Genomic DNA, 16938 nt, shown 5'->3' on the forward strand with positions numbered 1-16938 from the left:
TAAATTCAATTGCAAAATTAATTCAAGATTTTTTCTGCCAAGAACCGTTTTGTAATTTAATGTAGTTTCCTGATAAAGTCATTTCAATCGCTTTATCACCAGCCAATATTTCAACTTCTTTTAAACTGATTCCACGTTTTTTTGCGATTTCTTCGTACTTTTCTTTACGTTTTTCATTGGTTGACTGAACCAGTTCAGTGACTTCGGTATTTGATTTGGCGACTATACCAAGATAGCCATTATATTGCTCGCCAATCAGTCCTTGTTTTTTAGCATCAGTTAAATTAATGGCAAAAACCTGCGTACTAAAAAGAACCATTATTGCAAATAACCATTGAATTGCGTTTTTCATGATAGACTCCCAGAATATCTTAAAATAAGTCGCCGCTGGCTAAAACCTGCTCGACATCTTTTTCAACTTTAATTTTAATTTCATGCTTGATAGTGACATCCGCAATAATGTGAATGGGTTTTTCGGATTCGAGCCTGACGGTAGGGTTACAGGCAATTATGCCAATACTGGCGATAATTATCCCACAAATCTTGAGCATATAAAGTGTCCTCATATTGGTTATTACTGCCATTTTAGATAAAGTAATCTGAATTTTAGCTGAACTAATTCAATAAACCACATTTTTCCATAAATAATAATATTATGTTATAGAAATTATGACTTATTACGGTTGTTTATACTCTTCGCTACCCGTTTGGTAGTTGCCCGTTTTTACTTGTTGCATAATTGCTTCTTCAAAACTACCGGTTAAAAAAATTGATTTAAAAATGCCACTCATTTGTCCCTTTAGATTCAAAGTAAAGTCAATGGGATAGCCATTATATAACTCTGGGTTTGCTCCGACTAAATGTAGTTTGATCAAGTAATCGCCTGACAGATCATTGTAATCGATAGTACCATCTAGTTGTTTATACTGAAAGTTACTCAATGCTTGGATTGCGATATTAGACGACTTTTCAAGTCCTGGTTTTTGATATTTAATTTTGCCATTTGATAAACTAAAAAATTGTGCTTTTTCTATCATTAGTGCATTTTTTTGTTGTTTAATAGGGATGTCAATATTGATTTTTCCACTGGCGCTTAGTCCTTCAATCTCAAGAAAGTTAATCAACTCGGCTAAATCCAGTGATTGTATATTGACAGTAAAAGGGTTGAGTTTTTGGTCAATGAAATTAATGGGCTGACTGTTTAATTGGCCCGAGAAAAGTTGCATTGACAGGTTGTCAACTTTTAAGGTCTGGTTGTTAAAAAACGAATTAAATTGGATGTTTTCAATTAATAATTGGCTAGCTAAGCGTAAACTTTTAATTTGAGCCTTTGTATAAGTCGTAAAGTTTTGAAATTTCAAGTCGTTAGTTAGCTCAATATTGATATTAATTTTTTCAAGTTTATTCTTATCTATTTGTACTGATAACTCTTCTCCGGTAAGTTTGCTCGAAAGCGCTTGAAGGTCCTCGGAAAAATTACTAGAAAAATCAAGTGTACCTTGGTTTATAGACAGGTTCGACTTTAATTTAGGCTTAAGTTGCTTTAACAAAGTGTTAATGAATTCATGTGACAATGTTATCTGTTGAGTTGTCATAGATTGCAACTCAACACTACGAGATAAGGTATTATTAAACTCTAAAGTTTGCTTGTTATCAATAGTAATAGTCCCTTTGGTTAAGTAAGCATTGCTTTTTAGTTGTGTCTTTGTTTCTAATGTCGCGGTATCTATCGTGATTTTTCTGGTATCTATTAATGGTGTTTTAATTTGATTGAGTCTTAATAAGCTCTCGATTTTTCCTGTGGTTAGAAGGGGGTTCAATAGATTAATTTTTAATGCCAAGCTATTACTTTTGGTGCTGATAATTTTACCTTTTTCATGAATATCTAAATCGAATTCTGGTAATTGTATGCTGCCTGAAAATCTAGCTTTATGATTAATCAGTGAAAACTGTTCTTGAGGGAATTTTAAAAAATCGATAGGGGTGTCAAATGATAAGTCTGTGCTTAGACGTTTTGCAATTAACTTGTTTTGTCCAATTTGCAAGTGGCTCTCTTCACTTTTAATAGTTAGACTGCCTCTAACATTAGCCGAAGAATTGAAGTTAAGCTCAAATGGTTTTAATTTAAAAGCTACTTGTGGTTTTGTTATATCTAATTGAGTGTCTTGGTGAGCAATTACACTCTTTTTTGAAGTTATTTTTCCCGATAATTTTTCGATCAGCCAGCTTTTTTCTTGTTGTTTTATTAAAAATTCAAGATTGATTTTAGGTTGAAGTGTTTTGTTTTTTATCCAATTCAATTGCTTCGAAGAAGCATTTACTTGTCCATTAAAAATCAGAGGTGTTTGATTTAAATCAGCGTGTAATTTGAGTTGAGTTGCTATTTCGTTGAGCGTTTTATGTATAAGTAAATTGTCGGCAAAGTTTAGCGTGATGGTTGGTGCCAGAGACCAAGATTTTTGTTCTAATTTTGCCGTGATGGGGTTTGTTAAATCTTGAATAAGTATTGGTAGGTTGAGTGTCTGAATTTTTTGGATAAACATTTTTTTTAGTAGTGTAGGGTAAAGTATCAGCTCAGCGTTTGCTTGAGATAAATTTTGATATTGATTATAACTTGCAAGAGGAAGCTGATTTAGCTGAATATCAAGTTGTAAGCTTATCTTATCTTGATTTTGTGGCTGATAGTTGATTGTAATCAAATAATCAGAAATGCTACTGAGCGGTTCATGTTGCAGATTCCCCATGACAACTAATTGATTAGGTTCTGACTGTTGAATAGCGATTTGGGATGAAAAAATTTCAAGTTTATCTTTAATTAATATTAGCTGATTGAGAGTAATGACTTTATCTTCAATTTTTGTCATATGCGCGAGTGACTTTAAATCTGGTAATTGAAATAAAAGTGCGGGTTTTTCTGGTAAATCAACCAATCTTACTTTTAAGGTTTTGATACCAACTTTTTTAAATCCATAGTTTGCTGTAATATTTTCAAAATCAAGGGTAGTGGATTGATTTTCGATAATAAGTTTTTTTATTGAAAATCCGTCGCGTGACAAATAATCTACTGATAATTGTTGAATATGCCAACCTTGAGGGATTGATTTTTGTATAAAATAAGTGGACCACCAAGGAAAACTGGCAAACAATAGCGTCATTAATAGGCCTATGACGATACAGATTGTTAACAATCGCTTTAATGCAGACAACGTTTTATATTCCTTAATGAATAGTCCGAAATGATGAATGGCATTTTTATTGAGTGAATATTGAAAAATTGATTGTTGATTAAAGACAGCTTCGTTATATTAAACTTATTTTCCATTATTTGAGCCATTTAGATGTATTTAATCAGGATAAAGTTTTTTATTCCTTGCCTTTGGTTAGTCGGCAGTTTTTTGTTTGTGTCAAATGCTGGTGCAGTTAAACTAGAGCAGTCTGAAATTCCGTTGAATGAACTGCGTGCTTTGACAGAAGCTTACTATCATATTAAATCATCTTATGTAAAGGATGTCGATGACACAACCTTAATAAGAGCTGCGATTAGAGGAATGGTTAACAGTCTGGATAATCATTCTAGATATTTGCCCCCTGAAGAATTTACAGAATTTAATCAAGACAATGATGGTGAGTATGCCGGTGTTGGTTTAAGGTTTAAGGATAGTGAATTTGGGTTAGAAATCATTGAAGTTATAGCCAATAGTCCAGCGGCAAATGCCGAACTGAAAATTGGCGATATTATAACGCATATCAATGGTAAAAGTATTCGATATGTGTCAGTAGAGGAGGCGGCATCCCAGTTTAAAGGAGAAGTAGGTTCCGCTATCGAAATGCGTGTAACTGGTACGGGATTTTCTCAACCTAAAGATATGCAACTTAAGCGAGAGATTATTTTGCTGGAGAGTGTTTACAGTAACCTTTTACCTAATCAAACAGGGTATATTCAGTTGTCTCAATTTACCTTGCACAGTGTGCAAGAATTTATAGATGCCATGAAGAATCTGGAAAAATCAGCGCCATTAAAAAAGCTTATTATTGATTTAAGAGATAATCCGGGTGGAGTATTAGAGGCCGCGGTTGAACTGTCTGACTTATTCATTTCACAGGGAAAATTACTGGTGTCTGAGGGACGAACTGAAGATTCAAATGAAGTTTTTTATGCCCATAAAGCGGCGCCTTATGCCAATATAAAGCTACTCGTCATTCTTAACCAAGGATCTGCCTCAGCCAGCGAAATCTTTGCTATTGCCCTTAAAGACCATCAAAAAGCGACGATTTTTGGTGAGAAATCCTATGGAAAAGGTACGATTCAAACTGTTTTTGGTTTAAATGAAGAGGCTGGAATGAAAATTACTACGGCTGAGTACTTTTCACCACATGGAACAAAAATACAAGATACGGGTATCACACCTGATATTAGGTTTAGTAAAACGCGACAAAAAAATACTTATAATGTGAGTCTATTGGATGATCCGCAATTGTTACAGGCCTATAATCTGTTGCAAAACTAACTTGGTTAAATGAGGTTTAATTTGCGTCAATCAGTCTTATGGTTATGGTTTATTTGTTTTGCTCCGGTTTGCCTGGCCGAATCGAATTTGACACCGACTGAAGTAGTTGCCTCTGTTTATTTACCCAAAGCAAAACCAAAAATTTCTATTGTTATCGATGACTTAGGTGATAACTCAGTGATTGCCAAAAAGATGCTGTCTTTACCGGTTAAATTAACCGCAGCCATCTTACCGCATACGCCCCATGCCGATTTAATTGCTGATTATGCAAAAAAACAGGGGCATGAGGTAATTATGCACTTACCTATGGAAGCACTCTCCAGACCTGATTTACTTGGTCCTGGAGCTATTTATAACAATATGGCAAAAGGAGAAATGCAGTCGACTATTTCAGAGAGTGCTGACTCAGTACCTAATTTGGTAGGATTTAATAACCATATGGGTAGTCTGTTAACTCAAAATCAGCAAAAAATGCAATGGGTGATGGAAAGTGCCAAACAGTTTGGCTGGTATTTTCTTGATTCTAAAACATCTCAAGTATCGATAGCACAGGATGTTGCTGAACAAATGGGGATTGCGAATATTGGACGAGACCTATTTTTAGATCACCAGGGCGTTGCCCCCAGTATTGAAGAACAGTTTGAATTGATGCAAAAAATTGCAATTAAAAAAGGCCATGTTGTTGCAATTTGCCATCCATATCCTGAAACTTCACGATATTTAATCGAAAATTTAACACAATTACAAACTGATTTTGAGTTTGTGAGTGTGGGCCAATTAATTCAACAAAGTCATTGGCAAAAATTAATTAATCTGAGTATTGGGGCACATGGTGCTTACCACTAGGTTTACGGATTAAAATTAACTCGCTTTAAACACCAGTAGCTGATTATTCGCTGGCATGGAATAATCTTTAATCAGTGCAAGTCCCGCCTGGTTTGCTAATTGCAAAATTGCTTCAAAGTCTCGTATGCCCATGCTTGATTTTTGTGCTTTTAAACTGACGTCAAATCGCTGGTTGCTTTGACTGGTGAATTCACCATTATATTTGAATGGACCATACAATAGAAATACACCGTCTTTTTCAAGTAGCTTGCCAACTCCTGGAATAAACTGCTCAACAGCCCGCCAAGGCATAATATGTGCGGTGTTTGCAGAATAAACAGCATCATAGGTCTTATTTGGCCAATGTGCTTGTTGTGTGACATCTAACTCAAGTGGGTCTAGCAGATTACTTTGCTTTGCTTCTGAAAGCCAAGCGCGAATGCCTGAATGATACTGCTTTTGATCACTGGTTTGCCACGTTAAATGTGGTAATTGTTGGCTAAAATAGACAGCATGTTGCCCAGTGCCGCTACCAATTTCCAAAACATGTGTTTTATGTGTCAAAAAGGGTTGAATAACCGCTAAAATTGGCTGCTGATTGCGAACACAAGCTTCCGAATATGGTTTATCAATCATAATATTAGGCATTAATTTGGTTTAATTCATTGTAATAGGATGAGGACTGATTGAATAGGGAAGCTGACATCCATTTTAAAAATTAAACTCAAAACCAAATAAATGCATGATACCATATGACTTTAAATCTCAAATAAGTTAATCGACTGCTGAGGCAAATAAACACAGTTAAAATGTATACTTGTATTAACAATTTATATTCATTTTTAATACATATTTTTTAACCAAAACTAAACATGATAGCTAATTGTCTTAATTAAAACCTATTTCTTTAAACTAAAATCTATTGGTTGGAGCTCCCCTAGATGTGGCGTCGAAAAGTAACATTTTTAATTAAAAAAGAACAGATTGATAAAATATACTTGAATAATTCAACCAATTACTTCAGTCTGATTACACCATTTTGTGTGTTTTTAGCGCTATTAATGACAATGGCTTGTGGTGGCGGTAGCTCAGATCCTACAAGTTCTGATAATCCAACTGATCCAGTAAACACTGATATTATCAAACCAACCGTAAGTGTTACCTTTCCTCCCGCCGAAACTTTAACGGATCGCTTTAATTTACAAGTTGTAGGAACAGCCAATGACAATATCAAAGTAAAACAAGTGGTTGTGAATGGGCAAGTTGCATCAAGCGAAAATGAGTTTTTAAATTGGTCGACTAGTGTTGATTTGAGTGAAGGCCACAATCAACTCCAGATTGAAGTCAGCGACTATGCTGGTAACATTGACTCTACAATAATCAGTGTAACTAACTCGCCCTTATTTGGTCCAATAGATGCGCTGGCTTATGATACGGCTCAACAAGTGGCGTATGCTGTAAGTAAAGACAACAATGCCCTTTATTCTATTGATTTGGTTAATGGTAAGCGTCAGACTGTTTTGCAAGATATATCGAGGTTGAACAGCCCCATTGATATTGCAATTAATGCTCAAGATAATAGCGCCATTGTTTTTACCTACAATAATTTTGTAGAGATCAATCTGCAAACTGCTGAACTACAGCTTTTGCCAAATGTTAATAATAGCGAATATAACTTTACCTTCTTTGAAGATTTCATATTGGATTCAGTGAATAATCGCTTGTTTGTTGTAGATGTTATTAGCGGAAAAATTTATGCGACTGATTTAGCTTCGGGACAGCGAAGCCTTATATTTGATATGGCGGCAACATCACTCAATATTGGTACAATTACCGGGTTTGCTTATCAATCAGCTTTAAATACATTATATTTAAGTGAATTTCAGTTTAATCCTGAGCAAAGCCATTTGGTTGCTGTGAATTTAACTACAAATTCAGCTGATAGAATAATTGAAGATATAAAGAAACCAAGTGCAGTTAACAGAAGTTTTATTAGTGACTTACAATTTGATGCAAATCATAATCGTCTGATTTTAACTGAAAAAAGTTCCGGCGATCTGCTTGCTGTTAAATTAACAGATCTCTCTATTAGTGTGATTTCTTCAAATGAAGAATTCTTTGGGAATCAACCATCTAAACCTCAAGCATTATCAAATATTTCTACTGATAATAAAGTTTTATTAAGCGATCAAAGTCAGGAAGGTTTATCTATTGTAAACCTTGTTTCTGGCGTTCGAACTAATGTTAAAAGTATTAAGATTCCTCAAAATGATATAGCATTCATTGCGCCTGCTGATTTTGTGATTGATGATGCTAATCAACGCGCTTTAGTGATTGACCAACAACAAGGGATTTTGGCGGTTTCATTACTAACAGGCCAAAAAATACTGATATCTGATATTCATAATGCAGGGCAGGGCGCCATGTTAAACACGCCCGAAGACATTGAGCTTGATAAAATGAACAACCGCGTGATGATATTAGATAGTGGTCGCCGAGCGATTATAGCCGTTGATTTATCTTCTGGAATGCGCGAAATCATTTATGATGGGGCAAACGTACAAAGCCTGTTAAGTCATCCCTCGGGGGCAGATTACGACTTTACTAATAATATTGCCTATATTGTCGATCATAAAAATCAATCGATTGTTGAAGTGAATTTATCAAATGGTGAGCAAGTACTCATCGCCAAGGATCAGAATCAACAAGTATGGGGAGATTCGCAAGATATTGTATTTAATCCGACTAAAAATGAACTATTGGTAACCGGTTTCGCTGGAGTCGCATACACAATAGTTCACTTATCAGACAACAGTGTTGAGCATTTTGGTGAAACCGATAAACCTTATTCTGATTTAGCAATTGATAGCACACATAATCAGATCTTCATGGTTGGAGAGTCTTCTCGTGTGGTGGCTATTCCATATAATGCTTCAACTTCTGAAGACTTTGATAGCACTTTATTTATCGAAGCACGAGCAATCGAAGTGGATACCGAAGGTGAAAAGATTTATGTATTGGATAAATATTTACACGCACTTTATATCATCGATTACAATACTCGGGAAGGTGTTATTTTTTCAAATTAAAGCTAAAAGAAAAGGCGTTCATTGAACGCCTTTTGAATGTTCTCTTTTTTCGAAGGTCACTTAAAATTTTAAAAAAAATCTCATAAAGTAATGGCTGTATTTAAAAGACATATAGATACCTAAATAGGCGTTTGCCTTTATGTTTCATTAATACAAAGAATAATCAAATGTTATCACGGTAGTCTATTGTGAATCTTTTAGTTTTAAAGGTAGAATCACTCCCTATGTAAAAATTGATCGTTCAATTAACTTACTTAATATTTGTGGAGAGCTGCAAACAGTAGTATTAAGGAATTAGATGAGTATAAGTAAATTAACAACAAACCTTGTTTTGTGGATGATTTAACGTTTAATTGAAGTAAAATAATAAGTAATATTTATTGATTACTCGCTTTATTACAATAAAGTAACCAATAGACTGTCAGAAAAGACATTATTATATAATAGTGAAAAAAATGAATGTTTCATCTGTTTTACATCTAATACGACCACATCAATATGTAAAAAATTTTTTTATATTTCTACCATTATTTTTTGGATTAAAAATTACAGATTTTTCTTTATTAATTGATACATTCAGCGCATTTATTGCGTTTTGTTTGGTCGCTAGCGCAATCTATATTTTTAATGATTATCATGATATTGAAGAAGATAAACACCACCCTAAAAAGAGGTATCGTCCATTAGCATCGGGTCAAGTATCTAAACAATTAGCCATCGTAATTATGACTGGTTTATTATGTGCAGGTGTTGGTTTAGCTGCTGTCACTACTGTGAAAGTAGCCTATATTTTTCTTATGTATATTTTGATAAATATCGCTTATACCTTTTATCTTAAGCACATTCCAATAGCTGATGTTTCTACAATAGCAATCGGTTTTATTTTAAGATTATTTGTAGGCGCAACCGTAACTGATACCCATCTATCGATGTGGATTGTTATTATGACATTTTTATTAGCGCTATTTTTGGCCTTGGCAAAGCGCCGCGATGATGTTGTTATCTATTTAGAATCGGGAAAAAAAAATGCGAAAGGTTATGGATGGCTATAACCTGCCTTTTCTTGATGGCGCAATGATGGTAATGAGTGCTGTAGTCATTGTCTCTTATATCAACTATACAACATCCAGTGAGCTTATAAATCGTGAAAACAGTGAATATTTATATCTTACTTCGTTTTTTGTAATTGTTGGTATATTGCGCTATATGAAAATTACTTTCGTTAACAGAGAGAGCGGCTCTCCTACCAAAGTTATTCTACATGATATTTTTATCCAGATAATTCTTGTCGGATGGATTGCTTCATTTGCATGGATTATTTATTGATGCTTCCTATCAAATATATTTTTTTTGCTATAATAGCAATTCTAATTAACCTGCTATTTCAATATCTCAGTTTTAAATTATATATGGGTTTTGGCTCACTTTATATTGCTATGTTTGTCGGCACATTAACTGGGTTAATAGCAAAATACATATTAGATAAAAAATATATTTTTTATCATCATCCCTCTGGAAAAGCTGATGAAGTTAAAAAATTTATCCTTTATTCAATTATGGGGATAATTACGACTGGTATATTTTGGGGGACTGAAGTTGCATTTGATTTAATTTTTTCCTACCCAAATGCAAAATATCTTGGTGCTATTATTGGTTTAAGTATCGGATACATCATTAAGTATTTTTTAGATAGAAAGTATGTTTTTATTGTGCAAAAAGAGATGGAAGTATGAACTTTACCAGCTGGGGGCAATATCCAAATTTAAAAATTAAAGCTGTTACATATTCGTGGAAAAATTTAGCAGAAATTTTCAATGTGAAAAAAACATTTATTCCGTATGGTAATGGTCGTAGCTATGGTGATAGTGCGCTTAATCATTTGGTTTTAAATATGCGTCCACACGACTATTTTAAAAGTTTTAATGAAGAAAGCGGTCTATTGCATGTTGAATCTGGTGTCTTACTATGCGAAATATTAGAGCATTTTGTTCCTAGAGGGTGGTTTTTAAAAGTTACTCCCGGTACTAAGTTGATTACAGTTGGTGGTGCAATTGCATCTGATGTGCATGGTAAAAATCATCATATAATGGGTTGCTTTAGTGAATGTGTGAAAGAGTTTGATATAGTGCTTGCTGGTGGCACTATTGTTACTTGCTCTAAAACGCAGCATGCCGAATTGTTTCACGCAACTTGCGGTGGAATGGGGTTAACCGGTGTAATTGTCAACGCGAAAATATATCTTAAAAAAATTAAATCGCAATTTATTAATCAAACAACAATTAAAAATAAAAACTTAAAAGAAACATTTGAATCGTTTGAAAAATACCGCTCTTCGTCTTATTCCGTTGCTTGGATTGATTGTTTTGCTAAAAAAGAAAATATTGGTCGTTCTCTATTGAAATTGGGCGAATTTGGATGTGATGATAAATTACAATATATTCCCAAAGAAAAAGTCTCAGTCCCTTTAAATTTTCCTAGCTTTATCTTAAATAAAATAAGTATGAGTTTGTTTAATTGGTTTTATTATAAAAAAACAAAAGGAAGAGTAAGTAATAAAGTTGTTGATATTGACTCATTTTTTTACCCACTAGATGCAATAAAGTATTGGAATCGTATTTATGGAAAAAATGGATTTGTTCAATACCAATGTATTCTACCAAAAGAAAAAAGTTTTGATGGGTTAACTGAGATTTTGTCAAAAATATCAAATTCTAAAAGAGGTTCTTTTTTAGCTGTATTAAAACTTTATGGTAAAGCCAATGGTAATTATCTTTCATTTCCAATGGAAGGTTATAGTTTAGCTTTAGACTTTAAAATAGATAAAGGTATTTGGCACTTTCTTAATGAGTTGGATGAAATACTCAAAAAATATGAAGGTAGAGTTTATCTTGCTAAGGATGCGAGAATAACAAAGGAAAATTTTGAACAGGGTTATCCTTTAGTCGATAAATTTAGAACATTTAGAAAAAAAAATCAGATGGATAAAGTTTTTCAGTCATTGCAATCAGAACGATTAGGGATTTGAAGGTATTTTAAATGAGTTATGTATTAATTATTGGTGCCCGTAGTGATATTGCTAAAGCAATTGCTAGAGAGTATGCAAAGCAAGGATATGATTTGTATTTGGCAGCTAGAAATGCAGATAATTTAAAAGGTTTTGCCAACGATATTAATGTAAGAACACAACAGAGTGTAAAATTCATTGAGTTGGATATTTTAAAGTTTGATAGTCACTTTAACTTTTATAGCTCTTTAGTTGAAAAGCCTGTTGGTGTCATATGTGCGGTTGGATATTTGGGGGAACAGAATATTGCCATTAAAGATTTTAGTCAGTCATTAGAAATTATCAATACAAATTATACTGGTATAGTTAGCTTATTAAATATTATTGCGAATGATTTTAAAGAAAGAGGTGATGGTTTTATAATAGGAATCAGTTCCGTCGCCGGAGATAGGGGGAGAAAAAGCAATTATATTTATGGTTCTGCCAAAGCTGCTTTTAGTACTTATCTTTCTGGACTTAGAAACGCATTATATGATTCTAATGTTCATGTTTTAACGGTTAAACCTGGTTTTGTCGATACACAAATGACAAAGAATATGGATTTACCAAAAAAGCTAACTGCACAACCTGAAGAAGTGGCAAAAGATATTTATAATGCACAACAAAAAAAGAAAAATATAATTTATATAAAGTGGTTTTGGAAATGGATAATGCTTGCAATAAAAATAATACCAGAGTGGAGATTTAAGGGGATGGATATATGAATGAAGGAAATTTTAATGGGATATCTTACCCTAATTTAGATAAAATAAAAAATATTTTATTTATAGCTGGAGTTTTGTTTTCTCTGATAACTTTAGTTTTTTTTAGGAAAAATTACTTTTGGGATCTTGAACTATACTCAACTGCAATTAGTGCATTTTTATCTGGTGTAACAGCTTATAGTGAGTTTAATGAGTTAAGGTTTGTATACTCTCCTTATGTTTTAGTTTTTTTTTCATTTTTTGGATCAAATCTCTCATTGTTTTTATTGCTTTTTTATGGTGGCGTATTGCTCTTCCTGCTTAATAATAAATTAACTAAAGAGCTATTTGTTTTTTCAATTATGTCAGCAGGAGCTTTTGTGAATGAATTTTTTATTCACTCTATTATGACAGGAAATTTAACCTTATTTTTACACTTTTTGATTATTGGTATTGCTTCTTGTCAAACTAAAAGAAGCTTGTTTTATTTTTTGATGGTTATATTAATAGCGTCTATAGTTAAACCCTACCTATTAGCCTATTTGATTTTAGGTTTTACTATTTGGACTGACAATAAAAAACAATACTTTTTCTTTTCGTTGTTGACTATAGTTGTTTTTACTATTGTTTTTCTTTCTCAAATGGTATTTACCCCTGAATTATATGATGACTTTATTTTTTCATTACATGCTCAAGCTATTGGTGATTCAGAGCGTGCTGGACGCGATGTAGGATATGCGCCTTACTTCATTTTTGGATATTTTTTCGATAAATATTATGCATTACTCTTTCATGTGATCTTCGTTATATCAATATCTATTCTTGCTTTGTATATATATCGGCTTATATCTAAGCATATTTATTGTGCTATAGATTTGCAAAAAATACTTTTTTTTATGGCTTTAATTGTAATAACATTATTGAATCCACGCATGAAAATTTATGATTTTTGGATCATTTCTTCGGCGGGATTAGGAATTGCATTCACTATAGGGAGATACTTTGATTTATTTACCTTTAAATCTTCTTTAGCCATTCTGTTTCTATTTGGCATGCTACTTATATTTTTGGAGTATATCTTACATATTTCTTATATAAGAGTCGTTCGAATATACTTACCTTTGATTTATACTTTTTTTCTTATTATGTGTTTTCTATATTGGAAAAAGCATCAAGCTGTAAAGTTTAATTTATTTAAATAAAACTATATTGTAATGAAAATTGCCCTTTTTGACTTCGATGGAACTATAACTTCAAGAGATACCTTGTTTGACTTTATTAAGTTTTCAGTGGGTAATCGAAAATACTATTATGGCATAATGCTATTAACTCCTATATTTATTGCTTTTAAGCTGAAGATGATTTCTAACCATACTGCAAAAGAAAAACTGATTTCTTACTTTTTTGCAGGGTATGAGAGAAATAGATTTAAAAATATTTCAGATAACTATTCTAAAAATAGAATTGAAAATATTGTTAAAAAGAAGGCAATTGAAACTATTGTCTGGCATCAACAGCAAGGTCATAAAGTGGTTGTCGTAACAGCATCTATAGAGTGTTGGTTGAAACAGTGGTGCAAAAAAAATAATATTGATTTAATTGGTACAAAATTAGAAGTTAAGAATAATAAAATAACCGGAAGATTTAAAACTAGGAATTGCCATGGAATTGAAAAAGTTAATCGTATTAGAGAAAAGTATAATCTTTCTATGTTCGATGAGATTTATGCTTATGGCGATAGTCGAGGAGATAAAGAAATGCTTGAATTAGCTAACAACGCTTACTTTAAGCCTTTTCAATAATCTGATTTTTATCATCTTATAATTTCAGGCCACTTGAGTTAATGCTTAAGCAATATGAGACTTAAATTTAACTTGTGTTAAAATTGTAAAAATAATTTTGAAAAAAAATGCTTTTTTTTGTATTAGGAGATATGATCTTGCCCTTATTTGACAGACACCTTATTTAATTGGATAAAATATCCGAATAGGTGTTTATATGTCAAAGAAACAAAGAAGAAATTTTACTAAAGAATTCAAAATAGAAGCGGTGAAGCTTGCCAATAGTTCTGATAAAACAATGGAGCAAATAGCAAGAGAGCTAGATATTGCCTCAACCATGCTTTATAACTGGCGTAAAAAGTATGCTGAGCCATTATCCGACACAGTGGAAAAAGACAGTTCGCTAACACCAGAGCAAATCAAGATTAAGCAACTAGAACTGGAAAATGCTCGTTTGCGAGAAGAACGGAACATATTAAAAAAGCCGACAGCATTCTTTGCTAACGAGCCGAAGTGAAGTATGCGTTTATTGAAAAACAACGACTCTTTCATTCGGTTAGCCGATTGTGTCAGATGCTAAGCGTGTCTCGCCACGTATTCATGCACAACTCAAAAGGGAGGGTATCTCTTTGAGTCGTAAACGAGTTGCTCGCATCATGCGAGAGTTAGGGTTAAGAGCTAAAAGTAAACGGCGCTTTAAAGCCACCACGAACAGTCGGCATAACAAGCCTGTTGCTCCCAATTTATTAGCACGTCAGTTTTCACCTATTCGAGCTGATATTGCTTGGGTAGCCGATATTACTTATATATGGACCGATGAAGGATGGCTTTATCTAGCAACGGTGATTGATTTGCACTCACGAAAAATCATAGGTTGGTCGATGTCTGAACGCATGCAAACAAAGCTTGTTCTTGATGCACTGAAAATGGCGATTAAAGCTCGTCAACCACAGCCGAACTTAATTCATCATTCGGATAGAGGTATGCAATATGCCAGTGAAGACTATCAGTCGGTTCTTACGGAAAATGGTATTCGATGCTCGATGAGTGCTAAAGGTGACTGTTATGATAATGCGGTAATGGAAAGTTTTTATCACGCATTAAAATGAGTTGGTGTACCATGAGCGTTATCGAACTCGAGAAAAAGCTAAGCAGAGCATTTTTGATTACATCGAAGTGTTCTATAATCGGCAACGACTTCACTCAACACTAGGCTATCGATCGCCTGCAGAGTTTGAAGCCGTTGCTTAACAAAGTGTCCGTGAAAATGGATCAAGATCAATAACCGCTGCATAATATTAAGTAGTGGAGTATATCCTATATAGGTAATATTAGGAGTTTTTAAAAATATTATGAATGGAAAAATAAACTACCCACTATTAGTTAGTATAGTTTTTTTATTATGTTTGATGTTAACAATAATTATTAATATTTTGGTTTTAAATGATGGCTTATTTGTCTTTACGTTAGATGACCCCTATATACATATGGCATTAGCAGAAAATATTAAGCTCGGACATTATGGTATTAATGTCAATGAATTTTCTGCTCCTTCTTCAAGTATTTTATGGCCATTTATTATTACACCTTTATCATCGACTCCCTATGGGGTGCTTGTTATAAATCTTTGCTCTACGCTATTTAGTGTTTATATTTTTTCGAAAATTCTAAATTTAACCGTCTATATTAAATATGATTATATTCGAAGCATTTTTTTTTCAATAATTATTATTTCTTTCATACTTGCAACTAATATGGTGGGTTTGGTATTTACAGGTATGGAGCATTCTCTACAACTTTTAATAGTTCTTTTGATTATTTATGGTTTATTGATTGAAATTGAAAAAAATGAAGTCAAGTTTTGGTGGTTAGCTGCAATAGTTGTTGCACCACTAATACGCTATGAATGTATGGCAATTTCTCTAGCAGCCATTATTTATCTCGTAATGTGTAGGCGATTTAATATAGCGAATATTACTTTACTTCTTACAGTTTTATTTATAGGAAGCTTTTCTGTTTTTCTCATATCTTTGGGATTAGATGCTTTTCCAAGCTCAGTAGTGGCAAAGTCACCCATAGTACAAAGTGGAGGAGCATGGACTCATATTTTTTCTAATCTAGAAGCATCAATAAATAATCGCCAAGGTACGATTTTGTTTATTGGAGCTTTAAGTATTCTATCATATTTATGTTGGTTTAAAGATATTAAGAAAAAGAAATTAGCGCTAGTAGCATTAATTGCTGTTCTTCTGCATTTTATTGCAGGGCGTTACGGTTGGTACAATCGGTATGAAATATACATTTTAGCATTTGAAATTACAGTCAACATTTATCTGTTTTTACCTTTAATAGCTAAAGAGATATCAAAGTTAAATAGATTAGATTTAACTTTATTTAAGGTATTGATTTTTGTCGGCGGTATATTTATGGCAGTAGGTGCGCCATACATCTATGGACTATCTACTATTCATATAGCTTCAAATAATATTTATGAACAACAATATCAAATGCATAGATTTGCGGTAGATTTTTATAATAAACCAATCGCTGTAAATGATCTAGGATATGTATCCTACAATAATAATAACTATGTCTTAGACTTATGGGGCTTAGGGTCGCTCAAAGCATTGAATTCTCGATTGAATCCAGATTACTTAAATTGGAAGCAAGATCTAATTAATACTGCAAATGTTAATTTAGTCATGATCTATGATGAATGGTTTAATGATATCCCTTCAGAATGGATTAAAATAGGAGAGCTGCACTTAGGTAAGAAAAAAATTACTCCAGCTTACAGTGAAGTTTCTTTTTATGTGACTAACCAAGAATCATACCAAGGGATATTAGAGAAAATAGTTCTTTTTACTAAAACTTTACCTAATGAGGTATATTTTCAATTCTCAGAAATGAGTAACTAATTTTATATGCTTTCTTTTAATAGAACTTCACAGCTTTAGTTAGACGCTTACGATTAAATATATGACATCG

General features: G+C 33.0%; 15 protein-coding genes and 1 pseudogene. 12 read left to right on the forward strand and 4 right to left on the reverse strand.

The window, feature by feature from the left end:
- Positions 1 to 22: 22 nt before the first annotated feature.
- The 3 genes from ABVT42_RS10825 to ABVT42_RS10835 all read right to left on the reverse strand — a co-directional run bounded on the left by ABVT42_RS10825 (position 23) and on the right by ABVT42_RS10835 (position 3206).
- A complete protein-coding gene (locus ABVT42_RS10825; protein ID WP_353896687.1) occupies positions 23 to 352 on the reverse strand; it encodes a YdbL family probable chaperone protein in 330 nt (109 codons plus the stop codon).
- A 19-nt stretch (positions 353 to 371) separates the two neighbouring features.
- Entirely contained in the window at positions 372 to 551 is a 180-nt protein-coding gene (locus ABVT42_RS10830) for a YnbE family lipoprotein (RefSeq protein ID WP_353896686.1), read from the reverse strand.
- Positions 552 to 677: 126 nt separating this feature from the next.
- Entirely contained in the window at positions 678 to 3206 is a 2529-nt protein-coding gene (locus ABVT42_RS10835) for an intermembrane phospholipid transport protein YdbH family protein (protein ID WP_353896685.1), read from the reverse strand.
- A gap of 132 nt (positions 3207 to 3338) precedes the next feature.
- On the opposite strand from ABVT42_RS10835, the gene ABVT42_RS10840 reads away from it, so the two are divergent.
- Together ABVT42_RS10840 and ABVT42_RS10845 are read left to right on the forward strand one after the other, a co-directional pair.
- Positions 3339 to 4508 (forward strand): S41 family peptidase, encoded by a 1170-nt coding sequence (locus tag ABVT42_RS10840; RefSeq protein ID WP_367023782.1) that lies wholly within the window; start codon positions 3339 to 3341, stop codon positions 4506 to 4508.
- 21 nt (positions 4509 to 4529) lie between these two features.
- On the forward strand, positions 4530 to 5354 hold the full coding sequence (locus ABVT42_RS10845) for a divergent polysaccharide deacetylase family protein (protein ID WP_353896684.1): 825 nt from the start codon (positions 4530 to 4532) through the stop codon (positions 5352 to 5354).
- Positions 5355 to 5369: 15 nt separating this feature from the next.
- On the opposite strand, the gene ABVT42_RS10850 is transcribed toward ABVT42_RS10845, so the two are convergent.
- Positions 5370 to 5969, reverse strand: a complete 600-nt coding sequence (locus ABVT42_RS10850) for a DUF938 domain-containing protein (protein WP_353896683.1) — start codon at positions 5967 to 5969, stop codon at positions 5370 to 5372.
- A 305-nt stretch (positions 5970 to 6274) separates the two neighbouring features.
- Between ABVT42_RS10850 and ABVT42_RS10855 the strand changes: the two genes are divergently transcribed.
- The 10 genes and pseudogenes from ABVT42_RS10855 (at position 6275) to ABVT42_RS10900 (ending at position 16868) form a co-directional block, all read left to right on the forward strand.
- On the forward strand, positions 6275 to 8422 hold the full coding sequence (locus tag ABVT42_RS10855; RefSeq protein WP_353896682.1) for a hypothetical protein: 2148 nt from the start codon (positions 6275 to 6277) through the stop codon (positions 8420 to 8422).
- Between the two features lie 455 nt (positions 8423 to 8877).
- On the forward strand, positions 8878 to 9474 hold the full coding sequence (locus tag ABVT42_RS10860; RefSeq protein WP_353896681.1) for a UbiA prenyltransferase family protein: 597 nt from the start codon (positions 8878 to 8880) through the stop codon (positions 9472 to 9474).
- Positions 9449 to 9748: a UbiA prenyltransferase family protein gene (locus ABVT42_RS10865; protein ID WP_353896680.1), complete on the forward strand. Its 300-nt coding sequence runs from the start codon at positions 9449 to 9451 to the stop codon at positions 9746 to 9748. The genes ABVT42_RS10860 and ABVT42_RS10865 overlap by 26 nt, the downstream gene beginning before the upstream one ends.
- Entirely contained in the window at positions 9733 to 10155 is a 423-nt protein-coding gene (locus ABVT42_RS10870) for a GtrA family protein (protein ID WP_353896679.1), read from the forward strand. Before ABVT42_RS10865 ends, ABVT42_RS10870 begins: the two co-directional genes overlap by 16 nt.
- Positions 10152 to 11447, forward strand: coding sequence for an FAD-binding oxidoreductase (locus ABVT42_RS10875; protein WP_353896678.1), 1296 nt, complete (start codon positions 10152 to 10154; stop codon positions 11445 to 11447). The genes ABVT42_RS10870 and ABVT42_RS10875 overlap by 4 nt, the downstream gene beginning before the upstream one ends.
- 11 nt (positions 11448 to 11458) lie before the next feature.
- Positions 11459 to 12190, forward strand: coding sequence for an SDR family oxidoreductase (locus ABVT42_RS10880; RefSeq protein WP_353896677.1), 732 nt, complete (start codon positions 11459 to 11461; stop codon positions 12188 to 12190).
- The gene (locus ABVT42_RS10885; protein ID WP_353896676.1) at positions 12187 to 13371 is read left to right on the forward strand and encodes a hypothetical protein; all 1185 of its coding nucleotides are present in this window, start codon (positions 12187 to 12189) and stop codon (positions 13369 to 13371) included. The genes ABVT42_RS10880 and ABVT42_RS10885 overlap by 4 nt, the downstream gene beginning before the upstream one ends.
- A gap of 12 nt (positions 13372 to 13383) precedes the next feature.
- A complete protein-coding gene (locus tag ABVT42_RS10890) occupies positions 13384 to 13971 on the forward strand; it encodes an HAD-IB family hydrolase (RefSeq protein ID WP_353896675.1) in 588 nt (195 codons plus the stop codon).
- Between the two features lie 196 nt (positions 13972 to 14167).
- Positions 14168 to 15201 (forward strand): annotated as a pseudogene (locus tag ABVT42_RS10895) (IS3 family transposase).
- A 101-nt stretch (positions 15202 to 15302) separates the two neighbouring features.
- Positions 15303 to 16868 carry a hypothetical protein gene (locus tag ABVT42_RS10900; RefSeq protein WP_353897876.1) on the forward strand — a complete coding sequence of 522 codons (1566 nt, stop codon included), beginning with the start codon at positions 15303 to 15305 and terminating at the stop codon, positions 16866 to 16868.
- Positions 16869 to 16938: the final 70 nt, after the last annotated feature.

This window comes from Aliikangiella maris (assembly GCF_040719265.1).
Lineage (GTDB): Bacteria > Pseudomonadota > Gammaproteobacteria > Enterobacterales > Kangiellaceae > Aliikangiella > Aliikangiella maris.

Excerpts from the sequence above, each read along its gene's own strand:
- ABVT42_RS10825 (WP_353896687.1), bottom strand. The coding sequence starts at position 352 with ATGAAAAACGCAATTCAATGGTTATTTGCAATAATGGTTCTTTTTAGT.
- ABVT42_RS10830 (WP_353896686.1), bottom strand. The coding sequence starts at position 551 with ATGCTCAAGATTTGTGGGATAATTATCGCCAGTATTGGCATAATTGCC.
- ABVT42_RS10840 (WP_367023782.1), top strand. The coding sequence starts at position 3,339 with ATGTATTTAATCAGGATAAAGTTTTTTATTCCTTGCCTTTGGTTAGTC.
- ABVT42_RS10850 (WP_353896683.1), bottom strand. The coding sequence starts at position 5,969 with ATGATTGATAAACCATATTCGGAAGCTTGTGTTCGCAATCAGCAGCCA.
- ABVT42_RS10855 (WP_353896682.1), top strand. The coding sequence starts at position 6,275 with ATGTGGCGTCGAAAAGTAACATTTTTAATTAAAAAAGAACAGATTGAT.
- ABVT42_RS10860 (WP_353896681.1), top strand. The coding sequence starts at position 8,878 with ATGAATGTTTCATCTGTTTTACATCTAATACGACCACATCAATATGTA.
- ABVT42_RS10865 (WP_353896680.1), top strand. The coding sequence starts at position 9,449 with ATGCGAAAGGTTATGGATGGCTATAACCTGCCTTTTCTTGATGGCGCA.
- ABVT42_RS10870 (WP_353896679.1), top strand. The coding sequence starts at position 9,733 with ATGGATTATTTATTGATGCTTCCTATCAAATATATTTTTTTTGCTATA.
- ABVT42_RS10875 (WP_353896678.1), top strand. The coding sequence starts at position 10,152 with ATGAACTTTACCAGCTGGGGGCAATATCCAAATTTAAAAATTAAAGCT.
- ABVT42_RS10880 (WP_353896677.1), top strand. The coding sequence starts at position 11,459 with ATGAGTTATGTATTAATTATTGGTGCCCGTAGTGATATTGCTAAAGCA.
- ABVT42_RS10885 (WP_353896676.1), top strand. The coding sequence starts at position 12,187 with ATGAATGAAGGAAATTTTAATGGGATATCTTACCCTAATTTAGATAAA.
- ABVT42_RS10890 (WP_353896675.1), top strand. The coding sequence starts at position 13,384 with ATGAAAATTGCCCTTTTTGACTTCGATGGAACTATAACTTCAAGAGAT.
- ABVT42_RS10900 (WP_353897876.1), top strand. The coding sequence starts at position 15,303 with ATGAATGGAAAAATAAACTACCCACTATTAGTTAGTATAGTTTTTTTA.